Below are 18,913 nucleotides of genomic sequence, written 5' to 3'. Positions count from 1 at the left end.
TTCGTGCCCGGCGCCGGGAAGCGCGACGGGACTTAGCTACGCGCCAGTTGCGCAGGCGTAGCGTAACACGGAGCCATGGCGATTTATACGAGGCCCAGCTCCACCGGTTTGACGCCGGCAAACACGTGCTCGAGTTGCGCCGGCGTCAAACCGAAGGTGCGGCGCAGCAAGCCGCCCAGCACGGCGCGGTATTCATTGAGCACGGGCATGTCGCGGTTCTGGAACAGCGTCGCCTGCGACATCGCCACCTGCTCGCCCGCCACCTGCTTGCCCTTGATGCCGCCGCCGAGCACCCAGAACACGCTGCCGTGGCCATGGTCCGTGCCGCGGTTGCCGTTTTCGCGGAAGGTGCGGCCAAATTCGCTGACGACGACGACGACGGTATTGCGCCACTCGCTGCCCATTTCCTGCGAAAACGCGGCCAGGCCCCGGCCCAGCTCATCGAAGCGCCCCGCCAGGTAGCCATTCGCGCCGCCCTGCCCCACGTGCGTATCCCAGCCGCCCACGTCGACGAAACCGAGGTTGTATTTGTCCTTCATCAAGCGCGCGATGCGCTGCGCTTCCAGTTCAAAGCCCTTGGTACTGATGGCGTTGCGGTTGGCCGCCTGCATTTCTCCCGTCAATTCCCGGCTCACGTCCTCGCGCACGGCAAAGCCCGCGCTGACCGGTTGCTGCAGAGGCGTGCCCTTGTACATCGCCGCGATGAGCTGGCTTTGACGCGCATCGATACCGGACTTGCCCACGGAACGCAGCCCCATGTTCGGCACTTGCACGTCGCCCTGGAAGATCAGGGGCAGCTGGTCCGTGAAGGAAATGGCGTGCTTGCCGCTATTGAGGCTTTGCGCCAGCCGGTTCAAAAAGCCCGAACGGAAATCGCGGCGCCCGCCCAGTTCCTGCCCCAGTTCGATGCTGTCCTGCGTCTCGAAATGGCTGCGCGTCAAATCCGTCGTGCCGGCAAACGGAATGAAGGCCGCCTCGCCGCCCGTGAACATCGGGTAGATGGTCTCGCGCAAGGCCGGATGCAGGGCCCAGTCGGCGTTCAAGGCCAGCGCGCCGTTGTCCGCACCCGGTTTCGCGATGGCGATATTCGGCCGCGATGCATAATAAAAATCGCTGCCGATGGGCACCAGCAGGTTGTTCGCGTCATAGCCGCCGCGCAGGAAGACGAACAGCAGCTTCGCATTCGTGGCGGGCGCGGCCAGCAAGCCGCCCGCGTGCGACAACAGGGGCGCGGCGGCCAGGGCTTTCAACAAGTCACGACGGTTCATGGCGATCCTTTCAATCTAGCGGTGCATCATTTCCGGCGAAGAGAGCAAAAATGTATTCCACTCCTGCGGCGAGGCGGCCTGGTCCAGGGCCTGGCGCGTGGCGGCACTCAAGGTCGGCTGTAGCGACTGGTAGTACAGGGCGCTGGCCAGCTGGGGAAACGCGACCTTTTCCTGTGGCTGCGGGCCGTCCGTCTTGAACAGGCCGGCGCTGCCCGAACCGATGGTGCGGGCGATATCGAAACGCGTCGTCATCTGGCCGGGGCTGGCCCAGGACGCATCCGTCAGCGGATAGCCGTCCGGCGTCTGGCGCCCGTACAGGGGCTGTCCCATGCGCGCGAGCCAGCTCAGCATGGGACCGGCGTTCAGGATGGGCTTGTCGTCATAGCTGAGGCGCACGGCCGACACCACATAATGCATGGGATCCTTGAATTTCTTGCCCAGCGACTGCCTGAACTCGGGACTGCTGAACATGGTCTGCAACACGTCGGCGATCATGCCGTCGCTGTGCTGGAAGGTGGCCGCCATGCGCGCCACCAGCGCTTCGGGAGGGTTATCTCCCACGAAATACTGGGCCAGCTTGCCGCTGATAAAGCGCGCGGTGGCGGGACTGCGGCTCAGGCGGTCCAGCGCTTCATCGAGTTCGGCCAGTCCCCGCCCCTTCACCGTTTGCCCGAGGAATTGTTTATCGCCGTAATCGTGGCGGTTCGGATTGAATTCGAACAGGCCCCGGCGCACGTATTGCGATTGCAGCGCCGGTTTCACCTTCGGCATATCCGTGCCCAGGTTGACGCCCACGCCGGTGAGGATACGCGCCAGTTCCTGCACGTCGGTCTGGCTATAGCCGCCGTTCACGCCCAGGGTGTGCAGCTCCATCAGCTCGCGCGCATAGTTTTCATTGATGCGCTTGACGGCATTGGCTTCATTATCGAGGTAGCGCAGCATGGCCGGGTGGTGGACGGTCGCGCCCAGCAAGTCGCGGAATTTCCCCAGGGCATGCGGCGCGATGGCGTTCGCCTCGTAATCGCCGACCATGGCGCGCAAGTTGTGCTTGCCCTGGTGCACGCTGAAATGGTTGAGCCAGAACCAGCTCAGCTGCTGCTGCAGCTGGTTCGGCGAATACACGTCGAGCAACAGCGAGCGCGTGGCCGCCTCGCGCGCCAGGCGGTTCAGTTCCTGCTGGTACTCCTTTTGCGCTTGCTGCTTCGCCATGTCGTCCATGACGCCGGCCGACTCCTTGCGCTTTTGCTCCACGGACATGACGAGCTGGTCGAGCGGCATCTGGCTGATGGTCATGGCGTCGATCTGCGCCTGCACGGCGGGCGGCAGCCTGGCTTTGCCTGGGTGTAACTGCGCCTGCAGGTAAGCGTTCCAGCCTTCCTTTTGCACCTGGCGCACGCTGCCGCCGTTCACACCCCAGCTGACGCGCTCGAGCATCGCGATGCCTTGCGCGGCATTGTCGGGCGCGGCGACGGCATGCTGCGCGGCCGGCGGCGCCGTCGCGGCACAGCCGGCCAGCAACAGCAGGGATATCAAGGTCGTCGGCAATAATCGGTTCGGGCTCATGGCAATCTTTCAAGCGGTTTCAACCAGAATGCCTGAGGGTACGCCCAGGTTGACCCGCGCATGATTGCCATTTGCAACGAGTTGTAATCAAGCGGGCGTGTTCGCCAGCCGATCGCGCGCGGGCGCGGGCACGTGAGCAATGAACAATCTCGGATAAAATGTTATCGAGAGAATGGCGTACTGCAATGGCAGCTCCGTATTTTCTCTTAAACCAGACATTATCCATACAATACGTCCACATTAAAAAGAAATGAAAATATTATTTATCTCCGCATTGGGAATCTTATCGTTCATTCAAACGCCCTTATCCTTCGCCGAGAATCTGAATGGAAAAACCCTGTATGTGCAGCGATGTGCCGTGTGCCACGGAGCAGAGATCAAGGGAACCGGGCCATTGGCGAATAAAAGCAATCCCCCTACACCGGATCTGACAACGGCCGCTTTTAAAAAACGCCTGAAGGATTATCCGGGTGTGATCGTATCGTCGGTCATACTGCGCCCGAATGGCGATTTAATTCCAAAGACCTTGAAAGAGAATGGCGTCAAGATCGCGCCATACGCCTGGCGGGTAAAGGATTTTCGCGATTTGAATCAATACATGAGTGATGTGATTTTCAAAAACCGCTGATCTTGAAATCCGCGGAGTACACCTCGCGCAGGAATCATCCGCAATTAATCATGCTGTTTCAATAACTCCGCACACTTGTCGCGCAGGAAATCGCGCAGCTGCAGCACCAGCGGCGTCACCTGCGCCCGGTGCATGCAGACCAGGTGCAGGGGCGTGGCCTCGCCCGCCACGTCGGGCAACAGCGCTTGCAGGCGGCCGGTGGCCAGGTCGCCAGCCACGTCGAGCCGCGATTTGTAGGCGATGCCCAGGCCCGCCACGGCCCAGCGGCGCACGAGGTCGGCGTCGTCGGCGCTGCGGTTGCCGCTGACGGCAATCGTCACCTGCTCGCGCTGGGGCAGGCGGTAAAAAGTCCAGCGGTCGTGCAAGCCGTCTTCCAGTGCGAAGCGCAGGCAATTGCGCTGCGACAAGTCTTGCAGCGCCAGCAAGGGGCCATGCTCGCGCAGGTAGCCGGGCGAGGCCACCAGCACTCTGTCGTTGGCGGGCGCGATGGGCATGGCGACCATGCTCGAATCATCCTGCTGGCCATAGCGCAGGGCAATGTCGACTTGCTGACGCACCATGTCGGCCACCCGGTCGCTGACGCTGAGCTGGTAGTGCAGTTTCGGATGGCGCGCCTGGAATGCGTCCAGCCAGCCCAGCATCAGGTTGCGGCCCAGGTCGGAAGGCATGGCAATTTTCAAGGTTCCGCCGAAACTGTCCTTGCCGGTCAGCAGTGCGTCGTGGCCCGCGCGCAGCAGGCGCAGGGCTTCACGCGCATGCTCCAGGTATTGCGTGCCTTCCGGCGTCAGGCTCAGCGAACGGGTCGTGCGGGCCAGCAGGCGCAAGCCCAATTCCCCTTCCAGGCGCTTGACGGCGGCGCTGGCCAGCGCGGGCGAGATGCCGATCTCGCGCGCGGCCGCCGACAAACTGCCCCGATCAGCCGTGCGGACAAACACCTGCAAGTCATCGAGTCGCAACAATTTTCAGCATTCCTTTGAAAGTGTTTCGGTACGCGCCCTCTTTTTCGCTGGCGAGAAAATGGCCATGATACGTCATCAAGCCTGTATGGCGTAGGTCGGATGAGGTCCAAAGGACGGTAATCCGACAACATTGTTGGCGTGGCCGATGGTGGTGTCGGATTACGCGCGGTACAGCCGCGCTAATCCGACCTACCCGACTCCATCACTGTTTTACCAAAGGAAGAATATGAAAGCCATCGCCTACCACCACAGCCTGCCCATCACCGATGCCGACGCCCTGGTCGACATCGAGCTGCCCGTGCCCGTCCCCACGGGACGCGACCTGCTCGTCGCCGTCAAGGCCGTCTCCGTCAATCCCGTCGACACCAAGGTGCGCCAGAACCGCGCGCCGAAAGACGGCCAGCCCGAAGTGCTGGGCTGGGATGCGGCCGGCGTCGTCACGGCCGTCGGCCCCGACGTCACCCTGTTCCAGGTGGGCGACAAGGTCTGGTACGCGGGCGCCATCAACCGCCCCGGCAGCAACAGCGAATTTCAATTAGTCGACGAGCGCATCGTGGGCCACATGCCGGCCAGCCTCGATTTCGCCCCGGCCGCCGCCCTGCCGCTCACGGCGATCACGGCCTGGGAATTGCTGTTCGACCGCCTGCAGATCAGCCGCGACAAGAGCATGACCGGCAAGTCGCTGCTCGTGATCGGCGCAGCGGGCGGCGTCGGCTCCGTGCTGGTGCAACTGGCGCGGCAGTTGACGGGCGTCACCATCATCGGCACGGCCTCGCGCGCGGAAACGGCCGATTGGGTCAAGCAACTGGGCGCCCACCACGTGATCGACCACAGCCTGCCGCTGGCCGCCGAAATCACGCGCCTGGGCTTGCCGCCCGTCGATTACGTGATCAGCCTGAACCAGACGGACAAGCATTTCGAGCAGATCGTCGAACTGATCGCGCCGCAAGGCAAGTTCGCCCTGATCGACGACCCCGAGCACATCGACGTGCGCAAGTTCAAGGGCAAGAGCGTGTCCTTGCACTGGGAACTGATGTTTACCCGTTCGCTGTTCCAGACGCCGGACATGGTCCAGCAGCACGCCTTGCTCGAGGAACTGGCGCAGCTGGTGGACGCCGGTATCATCAAGACCACCGTGGCCGAGCGCTTCGGCACGATCAACGCGGCGAATCTGAAGCGCGCGCATGCCCTGCTGGAAAGCAATACGGCCAAAGGCAAGATCGTCCTTGAAGGGTTCTGAACTCAGGTAATCAGAATGGCCCGGAAATCATTGACATTCGTCAATGTCGGACCCGTGATCACACTATCTCCCAGCGCCTGGAAGAAGCCGTGTCCATCGTTGTTGTCGAGGCTATCGCGGGGCTTGATGCCCTGCGCCCAGGCACGCTGCAGGGTGTCGGGCGCGAGACAAGCGCCGGCGATGTCTTCCTGGCCGTCGACGCCATCCGTGTCGCCGGCCAGCGCGTGGATGCCCGCTTGCCCATCCAGCGCGATGCCCAGCGCCAGCAAAAATTCCACGTTGCGCCCGCCGCGGCCCTTGCCGCGCACGGTGACCGTCGTTTCGCCGCCCGACAGCAGCACGCACGGGGCGGGAAACGGCTGGCCCCGCATCGCCGTTTGCAGCGCGATGCCGGCCATGACTTTGCCCACGTCGCGCGCCTCGCCTTCCAGGCTGTCGCCCAATATATACGGCGTGACGCCGGCCGCGCGCGCCACGGCGGCCGCCGCCTCGAGCGCCATCTGCGGCGTGGCGACCAGGGTCGTGCGCGTGCGCGCCAGGCGCGGGTCACCGGGTTTCACGGATTCGCCGCGCCCGCTTTCCAGCGTTTTTCTTATGCTGTCCGGCAAGTCCATGCCATAGCGGCGCACGATGGCCAGCGCATCCTCGCACGTCGTCGCGTCGCCCACCGTGGGGCCGGACGCGATATCGCCGAGCTTGTCGCCGGGCACGTCGGAGATGGCCAGAGTGATGACTTGCGCCGGATGGCAGGCGGCTGCCAGCCGGCCGCCCTTGATGGCGGACAAATGGCGGCGCACGCAATTCATTTCGCCGATGGTGGCGCCCGACGCCAGCAGCGCGCGGTTCAAGGTTTGCTTGTCTTCCAGGGTGATGCCGTCCAGGGGCAAGGCCAGCAGCGACGAGCCGCCGCCCGAGATCAGGCACAGCACCGTGTCGTCCGCCTGCAGATTGCCCACCAGGTCCAGCATGCGCCGCGCGGCCTGCATGCCGGCCGCATCCGGCACGGGATGCGACGCTTCCACGATCTCGATGCGTTCACAGGGCACGGCATAGCCGTAGCGCGTGACGACGAGGCCCGACAGCGGCCCCGGCCAGTGCCGCTCCACGGCTTGCGCCATGGCGGCCGACGCCTTGCCGGCGCCGATGACGATCAAGCGTCCCCTGGGTGCGGGCGGCAGGTGGGGCGGTATGCAGTGCGATGGCTGCGCCGCCTCGACGGCGGCATGGAACATGGCTTGCAGCAAGGCGCGCGGCGCGGGGGGCGTCGTCATGGTGCTCTCCTCGGGTATCCGAACCCGATCATAGCAGGGACGGCGCTGCCCGGAGACTACAATGGCGGCTTGATCACGAACAGGAATGCAATGAGCGACGCCATCGAATGGACCAGTCTTGCCCGCACTTTCGGGCTGTTTACCGTCACGGCCGTGGCCGAACTGCTGGGCTGCTACCTGCCCATGCTGTGGTTGAGCAACAAGGGCAGCGCCTGGCTGCTGTTGCCGGCCGCCCTCAGCCTGCTGATCTTCGTGTGGCTGCTGACCCTGCATCCGGCCGCCAGCGGCAGGGTCTACGCCACGTATGGCGCCGTCTACATCGCCACGGCGCTGGGATGGCTGTGGCTGGTGGACGGCGTCACGCCCGCCTGGACGGATGTGACGGGCGTGGGCCTGGCCCTGGCCGGCGCCGCCGTGATTGCCATGGGACACAAGGCAGCGTAATTACGCCGCGTGCTGGCGGAAATTCGTTTCCGCCGACCATGCCGCGCTGGCGCGGGCCAGCAGTACGGCTTCGCCATCGGCCAGCCAGTCGTCCGCGTCGGCAATCTTCCACATGGCTTGCAGCAGCTTGCGGCGCAAGTCCGGGTCCGTGATTTCATCGAGCAGGCTGTCGATCACGCCATGGGCCAGCTGCACGGCGCCATGCACGGTCGAGGTCAGCATGTCGTCGCACAGGTCTTGCAACAGCTGTTGAAAAGCGGCCGGCGCCAAGTCGATATGTTCGAGGATCTTGCTGCGGTGCATGGCTTGCAGCTCGGCGCTGGCCAGGTTGCCGTCAACCACCATCATCAGGGCCAGAATACGTCCCGCTGCCTGGGGACTGTTCGTTGCATAGGTACGCATAGTCTTTACTTTCCATTGTGAGTTTAAAAAGCGCGCCACCGCCGTGCGGGGCGCGCCGTACTGCTGTGTTACTTTTTGTCGCTGCGGGTGATGAATACGCTCGCCACGCAGCTCGACACGATCAGCACCGCCACCACCAGCAGCGACGCTTCGACGGGCACGTGGTACCACGGCATGATCAGCATCTTGGCGCCGATGAACACCAGCACCATCGCCAGGCCATACTTGAGCATGTGGAAGCGGTCAGCCACGTCCACCAGCAGGAAGTACAAGGCGCGCAAGCCCATGATGGCGAACAGGTTCGACGTGAAGACGATGAACGGGTCCGTCGTGATGGCGAAAATCGCCGGGATCGAGTCGACCGCGAACACCAGGTCCGTCACCTCGATCAGGATCAGCACGAGGAACAGCGGCGTGACATAGCGCAAACCGCCCTTGGCCACGAAGAAATGCTCGCCGTGGTCGCCGTCGGCCACCCGCAAGTGACGGCGGGCAAAACGCAGCACGGGATTGTTCGCCACGTCCGGTTCCGCATCGGCCGCCACCAGCATGCGCATGCCGGTAATCAACAGGAAGGCGCCGAACAGGTACAGCACCCAGCTGAACTCGCTCACCACCCAGGCGCCGGCCATGATCATCACGGCGCGCATGACGATCGCGCCCAGCACGCCGTAGATCAGCACGCGGCGCTGGTACTGGATCGGCACCTGAAAGGCGCTGAAGATCAGCAGGAAGACGAACACGTTATCGACCGACAGGGCTTTCTCGATCAGGTAGCCGGAGAAAAACTCCAGTGCCTTCTGGTTGGCGATCTCGGGACCGGCCGTGCCGTTCAGATACCACCACAGGCCGCCGTTGAACAGCAGGGCCAGGCTGACCCACACGAGCGACCAGGTCGCCGCTTCCTTGACACTGACCTTGTGCGCCTTGTTGCCGCCGAAGACGAACAGGTCCAGCGCCAGCATGAACAGGACGAATACGATGAAGCCGGCCCACATGGGTGCCGTTGCAATACTCTCCAGGCCGTTCATCGGCGGCCTCCGCAACCGTCTGTCTCTATCCTGATGCCCATGGCACTCTCCTTGCATGAATTGAGCAGTCATCATAGGCTGAATATAAACATCGAACAAATCGAATATAATTTACGAATACATCGAAAAAATCGATGTAGTAATTTTGCCGGGAACAAACATGTCCACACTCAACTTCAAGCACTTGCGCTATTTCTGGATGGTGGCCAAGACGGGCAGCATCGCCCGCGCGGCCGAGCAGCTGCACCTGACGCCGCAATCGATTTCCGGCCAGCTCAGCGACTTTGCCGACACCCTGGGCGTGGAACTGTTCCGCCGCAGCGGGCGCAAGCTGGAATTGACGGAGACGGGCAGGCGCATCCTCAGCCATGCGGAAGAGATTTTCAGCACGGGCGACGAATTGCTGGAAATCGTGCGCGACCAGTCGCGCACGGCGACGACCACGTTTCGCGTCGGCTGCGCCGATTCCGTATCGAAACTGATCGCCTGCCGCCTGGTCGAACCGGCGCTGGGCCTGGCCGAACCGCTGCGCATGATCTGCCGCGAAGGCCGGCTGGCCAGCCTGCTGGCGGACCTGGCCGTGCACCGGCTGGACCTGATCATCGCCGACCGCCCCATGCCGTCCCACTTGAGCGTGCGCGGCTACAACCACCTGCTGGGCGAAAGCGGCATGACCCTGTTCGGCACGCCGGCCCTGGCCGCCACCCTGGAAGGCGGCTTTCCGCTATGCCTGAACGGCGCGCCGCTGCTGCTGCCGGGCGAGGATTTCGCCATCTACGGCCGCCTGCTGCAATGGCTGGGCGACAACCACCTGCACCCGCGCATCGTGGGCGAGTTCGACGACAGCGCCATGATGCAGGCCTTCGGCCAGTCCGGCGCCGGCCTGTTCTTCGCCCCCACCGTGATCGCGCCCCAGGTGTGCGAACAGCATGGCGTGGTGGCGCTGGGCCGGGTCGACAGCCTCGTCGAGCAAGTGTATGCGATCACCACGGAGCGGCGGCTGAGCCACCCCGCCACCATCGCCATCAGCCAGAGCGCGCGGCGCGAGCTGTTCGTGTAGTAGTTCCACAACTGAAGTTCCACAATTAAAACCCCGCAAATACATTTGAGCAAATACATCTATATAATGACAAGCCTCCCCGACGCCCTGCGCGCCCCTTCCAGGACTTGCCGCAATGAAGCACTTGCACGACATCCCCTCTGCCTTCAAGCATGAATTTGCCAACCCGCGCCTGTGGTGGTCGCGCGCCGTCGTCGTCGGCATGGCCGCCGTCGCGGGCCTCGTCGTCGTGGGCTTTACGTGGCTCGCGGAAACAGCGCTCGATTGTTTTCTCTTTTTTAACGGCAAGGCCTGGTGGTTCGCCCTGCTGTGGACACCGGCCTGCGCCGCCCTGCTCGTCTGGCTGACGCGCCGCTATGCCATGGGCGCGGCCGGTTCCGGCATCCCGCAAGTGATGGCGACACTGGACCCGGCCGTGGCGCCCGAGCAGCGCTCATTGTTTGTCTCCCTGAAACTCAGCGCCGCGAAGATCGGCCTGACGGCGGGCGGCTTGCTGGGGGGATTGTCGCTGGGGCGCGAAGGGCCGTCAGTGCAGATCGCCGCCGGCGTGATGCTGGCCGCGCGACGCTGGCTGCCGCGCCATTCGCAGGTGAGCGCCCATTCGCTGCTGGTGGCCGGTGGCGCGGCCGGCATCGCGGCCGCCTTCAACACGCCGCTGGCGGGCGTCATGTTCGCCATCGAGGAACTGTCGCGCTCGCCCGAGCAGCGCAACAGCGGCTTGATTGTCGCCGGCATCGTGCTGGCCGGCATGATGGCCGTCTCGATCCACGGCAACGCCACCCACTTCGGCATCATCCACCCTGGCCCCATCGGCCTGGCGCTGGCACTGCCAGGTTTACTGGTAACGTTGGTCGCGGGCGTGGCCGGGGGCCTGTTTGCGCGGCTGCTGCTGGCGTCCGCCCGGGGCAATCCGCTGGGGAAATTGTCCGCATGGAGAACAGGCCGGCCCGTGCTGTTCGCCGCCGTCTGCGGTTTGCTGGTGGCGGCCATCGGCATCGCCAGCCACGGCGCCACGTTCGGCAGCGGCACCGTGGCCACGCGCGCCATGCTCGAAGGCGCGTCCGACGTGGCGCCCGCCTTTGTTGCCTTCAAATATGTGGCGACGTGGCTGACCGTGTGGTCGGGCGTGCCGGCCGGCATCTTCGCGCCATCCTTGGCCATCGGCGCCGGGATCGGGCATGACATTGCGCAATTGCTGCACTACCCGCATGCGCCCGCGCTGATCGCGCTGGGCATGGTGGGATTCCTGGCCGCCGCCACGCAGGCGCCGCTGACGGCGTTCATCATCGTCATGGAAATGGTCGACGGCCACGGCATGGTGCTGAGCCTGATGGCCTGCGCCGTGGTGGCCAGCACCGTCTCGCGCGTGCTCAGCGAACCGCTGTACGGGGCGCTGGCGCAGCTGCAGCTGCAACGGCTGCCGCAGGCCAGCCGGGACACTACATCGTAAACGGAAACGGCTGCATGCCCGCCTGCCTGTCATCGGGGGCGACGACGGCCAGCAAGGCGTTCAAGCCCTGGTTCAGGTGCGCCAGGCTGTCGGGGTCCAGCTGGGCCAGCGCACTGGGCAGCAAGCCGCGCGCCGGCTGCGGCGCGCCGGCGATCACGGCTTGCCCTTCCGCCGTCAGGGTGAGCGTAACGACGCGCTGGTCGGGCTGGTCGCGCGCCTTGCGCACATAGGTTTTTTTCACCAGCGCCTCGACCAGGTTGCTGGCCGTCGTCTGGTGTATCGACATCTTGCCGGCCAGCTCGCCCATGCGCAGGCCCGGCCGCTCCAGCAATTCCTGCATCACCCACAGTTGCGCGCCAGACACGCCGCATTGCTTCTCGATCTGCGCCGAGTGCCGCTGCGCCGCGCGCATGACGACGCGCATGTTTTGCAAGGCCATGCCCTGCGCCCGGGCCACCGCCGAAATGTCCGCTTCCACCACCATTGCCTCCGTTATCGTACCGGCTGGGCGCCTGCTGGCGGGCCGGAATCCCTGCATGATACCTGCAAAGGCGGGGGGATTCCTAGCGCATGGGGACTGGCTCTCCAGCTTGCCAAGCCTGCTCCAGCACCAGCTTGCCAGCCTGGTCCCACTGGCGCTCGATGCCCTGTTTCTTGTCATGTTCATACGGCACGACCTGCTGCGGGCTACCGTCCGCGTACCAGGTCTGCAGCAAGCCATGGCGCTGGCCGTCGCGCATGGGCGTGACACTGGCGCGCACGCCGTTGTCATGCCATTGCGTCACGTCGCCCTGCTCGCGCCCTTGGGCATCCTGCTGCCAGGCAACGGTCGGCTGGCCATTGCTGCCCCACTTCTGCATGCTCAGCAGCTTGCCCTTGCGGTACAGCGCTCTCTGCGCCAGCTGGCCATTGTCATGGCTGTCGAACGACCAGCCGTCGGGCTCACCATGGCGCCACGTCGTGCTGGCGAGTACCTTGCCGTCGGGCGCCAGGGTGACGGCCTCGCCATCCTGCTCGTCATGGATGAAATGGCTGCGCTGGAACAGCTTGCCGTCGGCGTAAAACACTTGCTGCAGCCCATGCATCCTGCCGCCCTTCAGGAAGGCGCGGCTGCTCACCTTGCCATTCGGGCCATACGACACATACTCGCCATCGGCCATTTGCTGGCCGTGGTAGCGGATGCGGTTCATCAGCTGGCCATTCTCATGGTAAGACTCGACAATACGGTCGCGTCCGTTCGGCAGCCGGGTCACCTTTTGCTTGAGCTGGCCGTTGTCATAGAACGACGTGCCGCGAGCCGGCGCCTGCGCCTGCGCCGCCAGCGGCAGCACCGTCATGAGCGCTGCCAGCAGCGCCAGGCGCATTTTCTGTGCATACCGCATGCCGCCCCCCTACTGCGCGGCCACCGGCTGGCCATCGTGCCACGCCTGCTCCAGCACCAGCTTGCCCGTCTTGTCCCACTGGCGCTCGATGCCGTGCTTCTTGCCGTGTTCGTACGGCACGATCTGCCGCAGGCTGCCGTCGCTGTACCAGGTCTGCAGCAAGCCGTGGCGCTGGCCTTCGACAAACGGCGTCACGCTGGCGCGCACGCCGTTGGCATGCCAGTCGGTCGTGTCGCCATGGTCGCGCCCCTGCGCGTCTTTTTGCCACGCAAACACGGGCCGGCCATTCGGGGCCCACGTTTGCAAGCTGAGCACGGCACCTTTATGGTACAGCGTCTTGTTCGACACGACGCCATTGCCATGGCTTTCAAACGACCAGCCGTCGGGCTGGCCGTGCACCCAGACGGTCCGGGCCAGCACCTTGCCGTCCTCGGCAAGCATGACAAACTCGCCCTCGCGCTGGCCATCGACGTGCCGTCCCCTTCGGAACAGCTTGCCATCCGGATAAAACGATTCCTCCACGCCATCCATCTGGCCATTGCGGCGATACGAGCGGTTGCTGACGGCGCCATTCGCGCCATACGACACGTGCTCGCCATCGGCCATCTCGTCGCCGTGGTACAGCGTGCGGCTCATCAATTGGCCGTTCTTGTGATACGTTTCCGAGATGCTGTCGCGCCCGTTCGGCAGCGGCGTGACCTTCTGCTGGATCTGGCCATTCTCGAAGTACACGCAGCCGCCCAGCAGCTCCTCGCCCTGGGCATTGAAATAGGTTTCCCGTAACAGCTGGCCATTCTCGTAGTAATACTTGCGAAACTTTACGAACCTGATCTGACTCAGGTCCAGATCCGTGGCATAGGTTTCAAAGGCCAGCACGCCCGGCGTGTCGGGAAATTCGAGCCGCACATGCCAGGCGCCCAACGCCTCGTCGCGCACGGGCGGCGTGCGCAGCGCATACACGGCGCGGCGCTGGTTGCTGGGCATGAAATTTTCATCCAGATACATGGTGTGGTCTTCCTCCTGCAAGGTTGGCGTTGGCATTTGCCCTTCGGGCTGTTCCTGAGCCGCCAATGGCAGGGCTGCGCCCATGCCCAGCGCGGCGGCCAGCAGCCAGCGCATCGTCTGTTGATTCTTCATGTTGCTCCATTGTTCATGTTGCTTTGCGGCCACTATCATAAAGGCAAGCGCCGTTCGCCATGGGCACGATTGCCGCCCCAACAATAAAAAAAACCGGGACCAGACCTGCTGGTCCGGCCCCGGTCCGGGGACATGCGCTGGCGCGGCAAGCGTGCCACACATCAGCCCATGCCATCCTTGACAGGCGACAACTGGCTCGCATGCAGCCGTGCATACGCGCCGCCCTGCTGCAGCAAGGCGGCATGGCTGCCCGACTCGACCAGGCGGCCGCCCTGCATGACGACGATGCGGTCGGCGCTTTCGATGGTGGATAAGCGGTGGGCGATGACGATGGTGGTGCGGTTGCGCATCAGCACTTCCAGCGCCGCCTGCACGGAGCGCTCCGACTCCGTGTCCAGCGCGCTGGTCGCTTCATCGAGCAGCAGGATCGGCGCATCCTTGTACAGGGCGCGGGCGATGGCCAGGCGCTGGCGTTGCCCGCCCGACAGGCGCGAACCGTTCTGGCCCGCCTGGGTCGCGTAGCCTTGCGGCAGCTGCATGATGAAGTCGTGCGCATACGCGGCGCGCGCCGACGCTTCGATGCGGGCCATGTCCGGCGCCGGGTCGCCATACGCGATATTCGCCGCCATCGTGTCGTTGAAAAGGATCACGTCCTGGCTGACGAGGGCAAACTGGCGCCGCAGGGCCAGCAAGGCGTAGTCGCGCACGTCGACGCCGTCGAGCAGTATCCGGCCGCCGCTGACGTCATAGAAGCGCGGCAGCAAGCCCAGCAAGGTCGTCTTGCCGCCGCCCGAGCCGCCCACCAGGGCCACCGTTTCGCCGGCGCGGATGTCGAGCGTGATATCGCTCAAGGCCGTGGGCGCATCGGGATCGTCGCTGTTGTAGCGGAAGTGCACGTTCTGCAGAGACAGATTGCCTTGCACGGTGGCCGGGGCGATGGTGCCCGGGTCCGGTTCCAGCGGCGTGTCGATCAAACCGAAGACGGACTCGGCCGCAGCCAGGCCCCGCTGCAGCGGCTCATTGATCTTGGTCAGGTTCTTGATCGGCGACTGCATGGCCATCAGCGCGCCCATGAAGGCAACAAAAGCGCCCGGCGTGATGGCGCCGCTTTGCGCGCGCAGCATGGCGAAATAGATCACGGACGACAGGGTAATGCCGACGAGCATCATGATGAAGCCGGAATTCATGGCCGAGGTGGCCGCATGCTTGACGGCCAGCTGGCGGTTGCGCTTGACGACGTTGCCGAAGCGCGCCTGTTCATAGTCTTGCCCGCCGAAGATTTTCACCACGCGCTGGCCGCCGATGCTTTCATCGAGCACGGACGTCAGCTCGCCCACGGCTTGCTGCGAACTCTTGCTCAGGTGGCGCATGCGCCGTCCCGCCAAGGTCACGACGATGGCGACGATGGGCATCGAGGCCATGCAGAACAGGGCCAGTTTCACGTCGATGCTGAACAATAAAATCAGGTAGCCGACGGTGGCGACGGAATCGCGCACCATCACGTTGAGCACGTTCAAGCCCGCCTGCGACACCTGGCTGGCGTCGAAGGCCACGCGCGACTGCGTCAGGCTGGTGGTGGTGGTATCGAAGAAGCGGCTGGGCAGGCGCATGATGGTGGCGAACATCTTTTCGCGCAAATCGGCCTGCACCCGGCTCGATAGCCAGACGGAACCGTAATCGCCGGCAAAGCTCGACACCATGCGCAGCACGGCCAGGCCCAGGATGGTGGCGGGAATCACCCACAGATCCACCTGTCCCGCCTGTGCCGGCAAGAAACGGTCGACCCAGCCCTGCAGCATGCCCATCACGCCGGACGCGGGCGCAACCTGCGTGATGGCCGTCGTGCGCATGGCGTCGACGACGTTTTGCAACTGGCGGATTAACAACACATCGGTGGCGGACGCCACGCCCACGGCCAGCAAAGTGGCGGCAACGATGGCGCCATAGCGGCGAAACTGGCCGGCCAGGCGGAAGAACAGGAGGCGACTTTGCTGCATGCAGGTGAGAAAAGTAAGGGTAAAACGTGATTCTAACCGCTGCCAGACTCACCTATGAGAAAGTCGTCACCTTGCCGGCGCAGGACCGGCAAGGAAAACACGGACGATCAGCTCTTCGCCACTTTCCACGCGGCCGTGCCAGCCTTGCAGACTTTCAGCTTGAGGGTCTGTTCCTGGCCCTTGGCGTTCAAGCCCACCTGCACCTTGCGGCAGGTTTGCGCGTCCGTCTTTTCCGTGTCGCTGGCCGTGATGTCGGCGGCGATGCGCACGGAATTGCGCAAGCCTTCATTGCTCCATTGCACGGTTTCGCCATCCTTCTTGTCGTTGAGCACGTCGGTGACGGCTTTCACGAAGACGGGCTTGTCGTTCTTGTTCAGGTAAGCCATCGGCGTATCGGCCAGGAAACCCAGGCCGACGGCGGAAGCGGAAGCGCTGAAGACGGCGCTGCCCAGTATCAAGGTGGACAGCAGTGTGGCGGGACGAATACGCATGGAAAACTCCTAGTTAAGTAAAAATAGGGACCGCCGGGGCGGCCCTTAGCCGGGATCCGCCGGCGAAATACCCACGGCCAGCAAGGCGTCGATGCTGGGCACGAAATAGATCGCCGACGACAGCGCCGTGGAAAAATCCAGCAGCCTGTCCGTCTTGGTGACGCCATCATAGCCTACGCCGTACATTTGCCGCAGCATGCCCATGGTCACCGTGATGTCCTTGCAGAAACCGACAAACATGACGCCCGCCTCGGTCGCATTGGCGTAATTGGCATTGCGGCGCACGATATCGACTTCCTCGCCATCGCGGATAAACTGGTTGCGGCCCACGTGGGAATCGACGGGCAGCGGCGACAATTCATGGCTGCCGGCCTTGGTGCGGCCCCACACCTGCTCCGCCGCGTGCACGGGCAAGGCGCGCAGGCGCTCCACGTCCATGCGCCATTTCTGCAGCAGCACGGTGGAGCCGCCCGCGCCCGCCTCGCCATCGGGAATGATGGCCACGCCATTCGCGCGGAACGGATTCGGGTTGGCGACGCCGTCGGCAAAGCCGTCGAAGGTCACGTTATTGTGATACGGAAAACACACCTGCTCGCTGGCCAGCTCGGCGTAAGGGCTCAGCAAGGTGAGCGTCGTGCGCATGCTGTCGTACAGGGTGGCCGCGTTCGATTGCGTGATCCAGACCCAGAAATCGTGCTGGGTGGCCGGCGCCGTCTTGCCATTGGCGCCCACGAGGTCTTGCGCGAACGATGCCATGTTGTCCGGCACGCAGCCGGGGCAAGCGGCGCGCCACAGCTCGGGCTTGAATCCCAGCACCACATTGGCCGTACCGCCTGTTAACTGATGGTGGCGGTTCAGGGTGGGATCCAGGATGCCCGTGACCTCGGATTCCCACAGTTTGCCCAACACCCTGAACAGCTGCTCCGGTTCAACGCCGGCCTTCACATTGAACTGCAAATGCACTTCGTCGCGCGCGACGACAGACAGCATGCTTTGTGGAATTGCCATGACAGATGTTCCTCTTTTAGTTTTCTCTATGGATATTAAACCAGAAGTGCAGCCTGGGAGTTTCATTTAGGCAACATGCGATAACTGTAACTATAGGTCGTCATAAATTGGACGATAATGCAATGACGTAGAGCAAGATTCAAGAATGGATACCAATGAAATTGTATGAAAAGCTCGTCAGCGACATCGAGCAACTGGTGACCAAGGGCGTGCTCTTGCCCGGCGAACGCATACCCTCCGTGCGCCAGACCAGCCAGCAGCACAAGCTGAGCATCACCACGGTGCTGCGCGCCTACGTCAAGCTGGAAAGCATGGGCGTGATCGAAAGCCGGCCCCAGTCCGGCTACTTCGTGCGGCCCCGCGCCGACGGCGATGCACAGCCGGCCGACCTGTGCATGCAAGCCTCGCAGCCGAGCACCGTGCCGGCCGAAGTGCACGTCAGCCGCCTGGTGCTGTCGACCCTGCGCTCGATCGGCTTGCACGACGCCATCCCGCTGGGCTCGCCCTACCCCGACCCTTCGCTGTTTCCCTGGGGACGCATCAACCAGTATGCGGGCGCCGTGGCGCGCCGCAACCGCGAGTGGAACATGACGGACGACCTGCCGCCGGGCAACCCGCAGCTGATCCGCGAAATCGCCCGCCGCTACATGGAAAACGGCCTGGCCGTCGATCCCGACGAAATCATCGTCACCGTGGGCGCCACGGAAGCGATCAACCTGTGCCTGCAAGCCGTGGCCAGGCCGGGCGACACCATCGCCGTCGAGTCGCCCACCTTCTATGCCATGCTGATGGCCGTCGAACGGCTGGGCATGAAGGTGGTGGAAATCTCCACCGATCCGTACGACGGCATCAGCATCGAAGCGCTGGCCGACATCATGGCCCGGCAACCGATCGCCGCCGTCATGGTGATGCCGAACTTCCAGAATCCGCTGGGCTTCCAGATGTCCGACCAGCGCAAGCGCGCGCTGTATCAGCTGCTGGAACAGCACGACGTGCCCGCCATCGAAAACGGCGTCTACAACGAACTGTATTACGGCGACGCCCACCCGTCCTCGCTCAAGTCCTACGACCGCAAGGGCCTGGTGCTGCACTGTTCCTCGTTTTCCAAGAGCCTCAGCTCGGCCCAGCGCGTGGGCTGGGCGCTGGCCGGGCGCTACCGGGGCAAGGTGGAGGAACTCAAATTCCTCAACACCCTGGCCACGTCCTCGTTTCCGCAACTGGCCATCGCCGAATACCTGCAAAACGATGGCTACGAACAGCATCTGCGCCGCACCCGCAAGGCCTACGCCCAGCAGGCGCGCATCATGGCGGCCGCCGCGCTGCGCTTCTTTCCTGCTGGCACCAAAGTCTCGCAACCGCAAGGCGGCTACGTGCTGTGGGTGGAGTTGCCCGGCAACGTGGATTCGATGCAACTGTACCGGCGCGCGCTGGAATGCAAGATCACGGTGGGTCCGGGGCGCATGTTTTCCGTCAGCCAGGCTTACAAGCATTGCATACGCCTCAACTACAGCTATCCGTGGAGCGTGGACGTGGAACAGGCGATCATCCTGCTCGGCAAACTGATCACCGAGTTTTTGTAAAC

General features: G+C 63.8%; 18 protein-coding genes. 6 read left to right on the top strand and 12 right to left on the bottom strand.

Annotated elements, in window-relative coordinates:
• Nucleotides 1–83: 83 nt before the first annotated feature.
• Both AC3RCG_RS09515 and AC3RCG_RS09510 read right to left on the bottom strand, forming a co-directional pair.
• A complete protein-coding gene (locus AC3RCG_RS09515) occupies nt 84–1,268 on the bottom strand; it encodes a DUF1501 domain-containing protein (RefSeq protein ID WP_070224895.1) in 1,185 nt (394 codons plus the stop codon).
• Nucleotides 1,269–1,283: 15 nt separating this feature from the next.
• Complete coding sequence (locus AC3RCG_RS09510) at nt 1,284–2,831, bottom strand: DUF1800 domain-containing protein (RefSeq protein WP_070224894.1); 1,548 nt, start codon at nt 2,829–2,831, stop codon at nt 1,284–1,286.
• Nucleotides 2,832–3,081: 250 nt separating this feature from the next.
• On the opposite strand from AC3RCG_RS09510, the gene AC3RCG_RS09505 reads away from it, so the two are divergent.
• Nucleotides 3,082–3,459 carry a c-type cytochrome gene (locus tag AC3RCG_RS09505; protein ID WP_070300305.1) on the top strand — a complete coding sequence of 126 codons (378 nt, stop codon included), beginning with the start codon at nt 3,082–3,084 and terminating at the stop codon, nt 3,457–3,459.
• 44 nt (nt 3,460–3,503) lie between these two features.
• Here AC3RCG_RS09505 and AC3RCG_RS09500 read toward each other — a convergent pair whose 3' ends face one another.
• On the bottom strand, nt 3,504–4,418 hold the full coding sequence (locus AC3RCG_RS09500; RefSeq protein WP_070224893.1) for a LysR family transcriptional regulator: 915 nt from the start codon (nt 4,416–4,418) through the stop codon (nt 3,504–3,506).
• A gap of 226 nt (nt 4,419–4,644) precedes the next feature.
• Here AC3RCG_RS09500 and AC3RCG_RS09495 point away from each other — a divergent pair, with 226 nt between their 5' ends.
• On the top strand, nt 4,645–5,658 hold the full coding sequence (locus tag AC3RCG_RS09495; protein ID WP_492404343.1) for a zinc-binding alcohol dehydrogenase family protein: 1,014 nt from the start codon (nt 4,645–4,647) through the stop codon (nt 5,656–5,658).
• Between the two features lie 2 nt (nt 5,659–5,660).
• Here AC3RCG_RS09495 and AC3RCG_RS09490 read toward each other — a convergent pair whose 3' ends face one another.
• Entirely contained in the window at nt 5,661–6,929 is a 1,269-nt protein-coding gene (locus AC3RCG_RS09490) for a glycerate kinase type-2 family protein (RefSeq protein ID WP_492404341.1), read from the bottom strand.
• Nucleotides 6,930–7,019: 90 nt separating this feature from the next.
• Between AC3RCG_RS09490 and AC3RCG_RS09485 the strand changes: the two genes are divergently transcribed.
• Nucleotides 7,020–7,373, top strand: a complete 354-nt coding sequence (locus AC3RCG_RS09485) for a YnfA family protein (RefSeq protein ID WP_070291362.1) — start codon at nt 7,020–7,022, stop codon at nt 7,371–7,373.
• On the opposite strand, the gene AC3RCG_RS09480 is transcribed toward AC3RCG_RS09485, so the two are convergent.
• Together AC3RCG_RS09480 and AC3RCG_RS09475 are read right to left on the bottom strand one after the other, a co-directional pair.
• Nucleotides 7,374–7,775: a TerB family tellurite resistance protein gene (locus tag AC3RCG_RS09480; protein ID WP_070312983.1), complete on the bottom strand. Its 402-nt coding sequence runs from the start codon at nt 7,773–7,775 to the stop codon at nt 7,374–7,376.
• Between the two features lie 68 nt (nt 7,776–7,843).
• A complete protein-coding gene (locus AC3RCG_RS09475) occupies nt 7,844–8,806 on the bottom strand; it encodes a TerC family protein (protein ID WP_492404339.1) in 963 nt (320 codons plus the stop codon).
• 160 nt (nt 8,807–8,966) lie between these two features.
• Here AC3RCG_RS09475 and nhaR point away from each other — a divergent pair, with 160 nt between their 5' ends.
• Together nhaR and AC3RCG_RS09465 are read left to right on the top strand one after the other, a co-directional pair.
• Complete coding sequence (gene nhaR / locus AC3RCG_RS09470) at nt 8,967–9,866, top strand: transcriptional activator NhaR (protein ID WP_099409922.1); 900 nt, start codon at nt 8,967–8,969, stop codon at nt 9,864–9,866.
• A 115-nt stretch (nt 9,867–9,981) separates the two neighbouring features.
• A complete protein-coding gene (locus AC3RCG_RS09465) occupies nt 9,982–11,316 on the top strand; it encodes a chloride channel protein (protein ID WP_492404337.1) in 1,335 nt (444 codons plus the stop codon).
• Here AC3RCG_RS09465 and AC3RCG_RS09460 read toward each other — a convergent pair.
• The 6 genes from AC3RCG_RS09460 to AC3RCG_RS09435 form a co-directional block, all read right to left on the bottom strand.
• Entirely contained in the window at nt 11,306–11,800 is a 495-nt protein-coding gene (locus tag AC3RCG_RS09460; RefSeq protein WP_070224885.1) for a MarR family winged helix-turn-helix transcriptional regulator, read from the bottom strand. The genes AC3RCG_RS09465 and AC3RCG_RS09460 overlap by 11 nt on opposite strands.
• Nucleotides 11,801–11,879: 79 nt before the next feature.
• Entirely contained in the window at nt 11,880–12,698 is an 819-nt protein-coding gene (locus AC3RCG_RS09455; RefSeq protein WP_492404335.1) for a toxin-antitoxin system YwqK family antitoxin, read from the bottom strand.
• Between the two features lie 9 nt (nt 12,699–12,707).
• Nucleotides 12,708–13,835: a toxin-antitoxin system YwqK family antitoxin gene (locus AC3RCG_RS09450; RefSeq protein ID WP_070224883.1), complete on the bottom strand. Its 1,128-nt coding sequence runs from the start codon at nt 13,833–13,835 to the stop codon at nt 12,708–12,710.
• Between the two features lie 161 nt (nt 13,836–13,996).
• Entirely contained in the window at nt 13,997–15,832 is a 1,836-nt protein-coding gene (gene msbA / locus AC3RCG_RS09445; RefSeq protein ID WP_492404334.1) for a lipid A export permease/ATP-binding protein MsbA, read from the bottom strand.
• Nucleotides 15,833–15,939: 107 nt separating this feature from the next.
• Nucleotides 15,940–16,323 carry a hypothetical protein gene (locus AC3RCG_RS09440; protein WP_070224881.1) on the bottom strand — a complete coding sequence of 128 codons (384 nt, stop codon included), beginning with the start codon at nt 16,321–16,323 and terminating at the stop codon, nt 15,940–15,942.
• Between the two features lie 45 nt (nt 16,324–16,368).
• Nucleotides 16,369–17,331 carry a Dyp-type peroxidase gene (locus AC3RCG_RS09435; RefSeq protein WP_162995600.1) on the bottom strand — a complete coding sequence of 321 codons (963 nt, stop codon included), beginning with the start codon at nt 17,329–17,331 and terminating at the stop codon, nt 16,369–16,371.
• 155 nt (nt 17,332–17,486) lie between these two features.
• On the opposite strand from AC3RCG_RS09435, the gene AC3RCG_RS09430 reads away from it, so the two are divergent.
• The gene (locus AC3RCG_RS09430; protein ID WP_492404331.1) at nt 17,487–18,911 is read left to right on the top strand and encodes an aminotransferase-like domain-containing protein; all 1,425 of its coding nucleotides are present in this window, start codon (nt 17,487–17,489) and stop codon (nt 18,909–18,911) included.
• Nucleotides 18,912–18,913: the final 2 nt, after the last annotated feature.

This window comes from Janthinobacterium sp. GW823-FHT01H08, from assembly GCF_058797855.1.
Note: the sequence above shows the minus strand (reverse complement) of the source record. Positions and strands in the feature narration are given on the sequence as shown.

Coding starts and splice junctions, on each gene's coding strand:
- AC3RCG_RS09515 (WP_070224895.1), bottom strand. CDS start 1,268: ATGAACCGTCGTGACTTGTTGAAAGCCCTGGCCGCCGCGCCCCTGTTG.
- AC3RCG_RS09510 (WP_070224894.1), bottom strand. CDS start 2,831: ATGAGCCCGAACCGATTATTGCCGACGACCTTGATATCCCTGCTGTTG.
- AC3RCG_RS09505 (WP_070300305.1), top strand. CDS start 3,082: ATGAAAATATTATTTATCTCCGCATTGGGAATCTTATCGTTCATTCAA.
- AC3RCG_RS09495 (WP_492404343.1), top strand. CDS start 4,645: ATGAAAGCCATCGCCTACCACCACAGCCTGCCCATCACCGATGCCGAC.
- AC3RCG_RS09490 (WP_492404341.1), bottom strand. CDS start 6,929: ATGACGACGCCCCCCGCGCCGCGCGCCTTGCTGCAAGCCATGTTCCAT.
- AC3RCG_RS09485 (WP_070291362.1), top strand. CDS start 7,020: ATGAGCGACGCCATCGAATGGACCAGTCTTGCCCGCACTTTCGGGCTG.
- AC3RCG_RS09480 (WP_070312983.1), bottom strand. CDS start 7,775: ATGCGTACCTATGCAACGAACAGTCCCCAGGCAGCGGGACGTATTCTG.
- AC3RCG_RS09475 (WP_492404339.1), bottom strand. CDS start 8,806: ATGAACGGCCTGGAGAGTATTGCAACGGCACCCATGTGGGCCGGCTTC.
- nhaR (WP_099409922.1), top strand. CDS start 8,967: ATGTCCACACTCAACTTCAAGCACTTGCGCTATTTCTGGATGGTGGCC.
- AC3RCG_RS09465 (WP_492404337.1), top strand. CDS start 9,982: ATGAAGCACTTGCACGACATCCCCTCTGCCTTCAAGCATGAATTTGCC.
- AC3RCG_RS09460 (WP_070224885.1), bottom strand. CDS start 11,800: ATGGTGGTGGAAGCGGACATTTCGGCGGTGGCCCGGGCGCAGGGCATG.
- AC3RCG_RS09455 (WP_492404335.1), bottom strand. CDS start 12,698: ATGCGGTATGCACAGAAAATGCGCCTGGCGCTGCTGGCAGCGCTCATG.
- AC3RCG_RS09450 (WP_070224883.1), bottom strand. CDS start 13,835: ATGAAGAATCAACAGACGATGCGCTGGCTGCTGGCCGCCGCGCTGGGC.
- msbA (WP_492404334.1), bottom strand. CDS start 15,832: ATGCAGCAAAGTCGCCTCCTGTTCTTCCGCCTGGCCGGCCAGTTTCGC.
- AC3RCG_RS09440 (WP_070224881.1), bottom strand. CDS start 16,323: ATGCGTATTCGTCCCGCCACACTGCTGTCCACCTTGATACTGGGCAGC.
- AC3RCG_RS09435 (WP_162995600.1), bottom strand. CDS start 17,331: ATGGCAATTCCACAAAGCATGCTGTCTGTCGTCGCGCGCGACGAAGTG.
- AC3RCG_RS09430 (WP_492404331.1), top strand. CDS start 17,487: ATGAAATTGTATGAAAAGCTCGTCAGCGACATCGAGCAACTGGTGACC.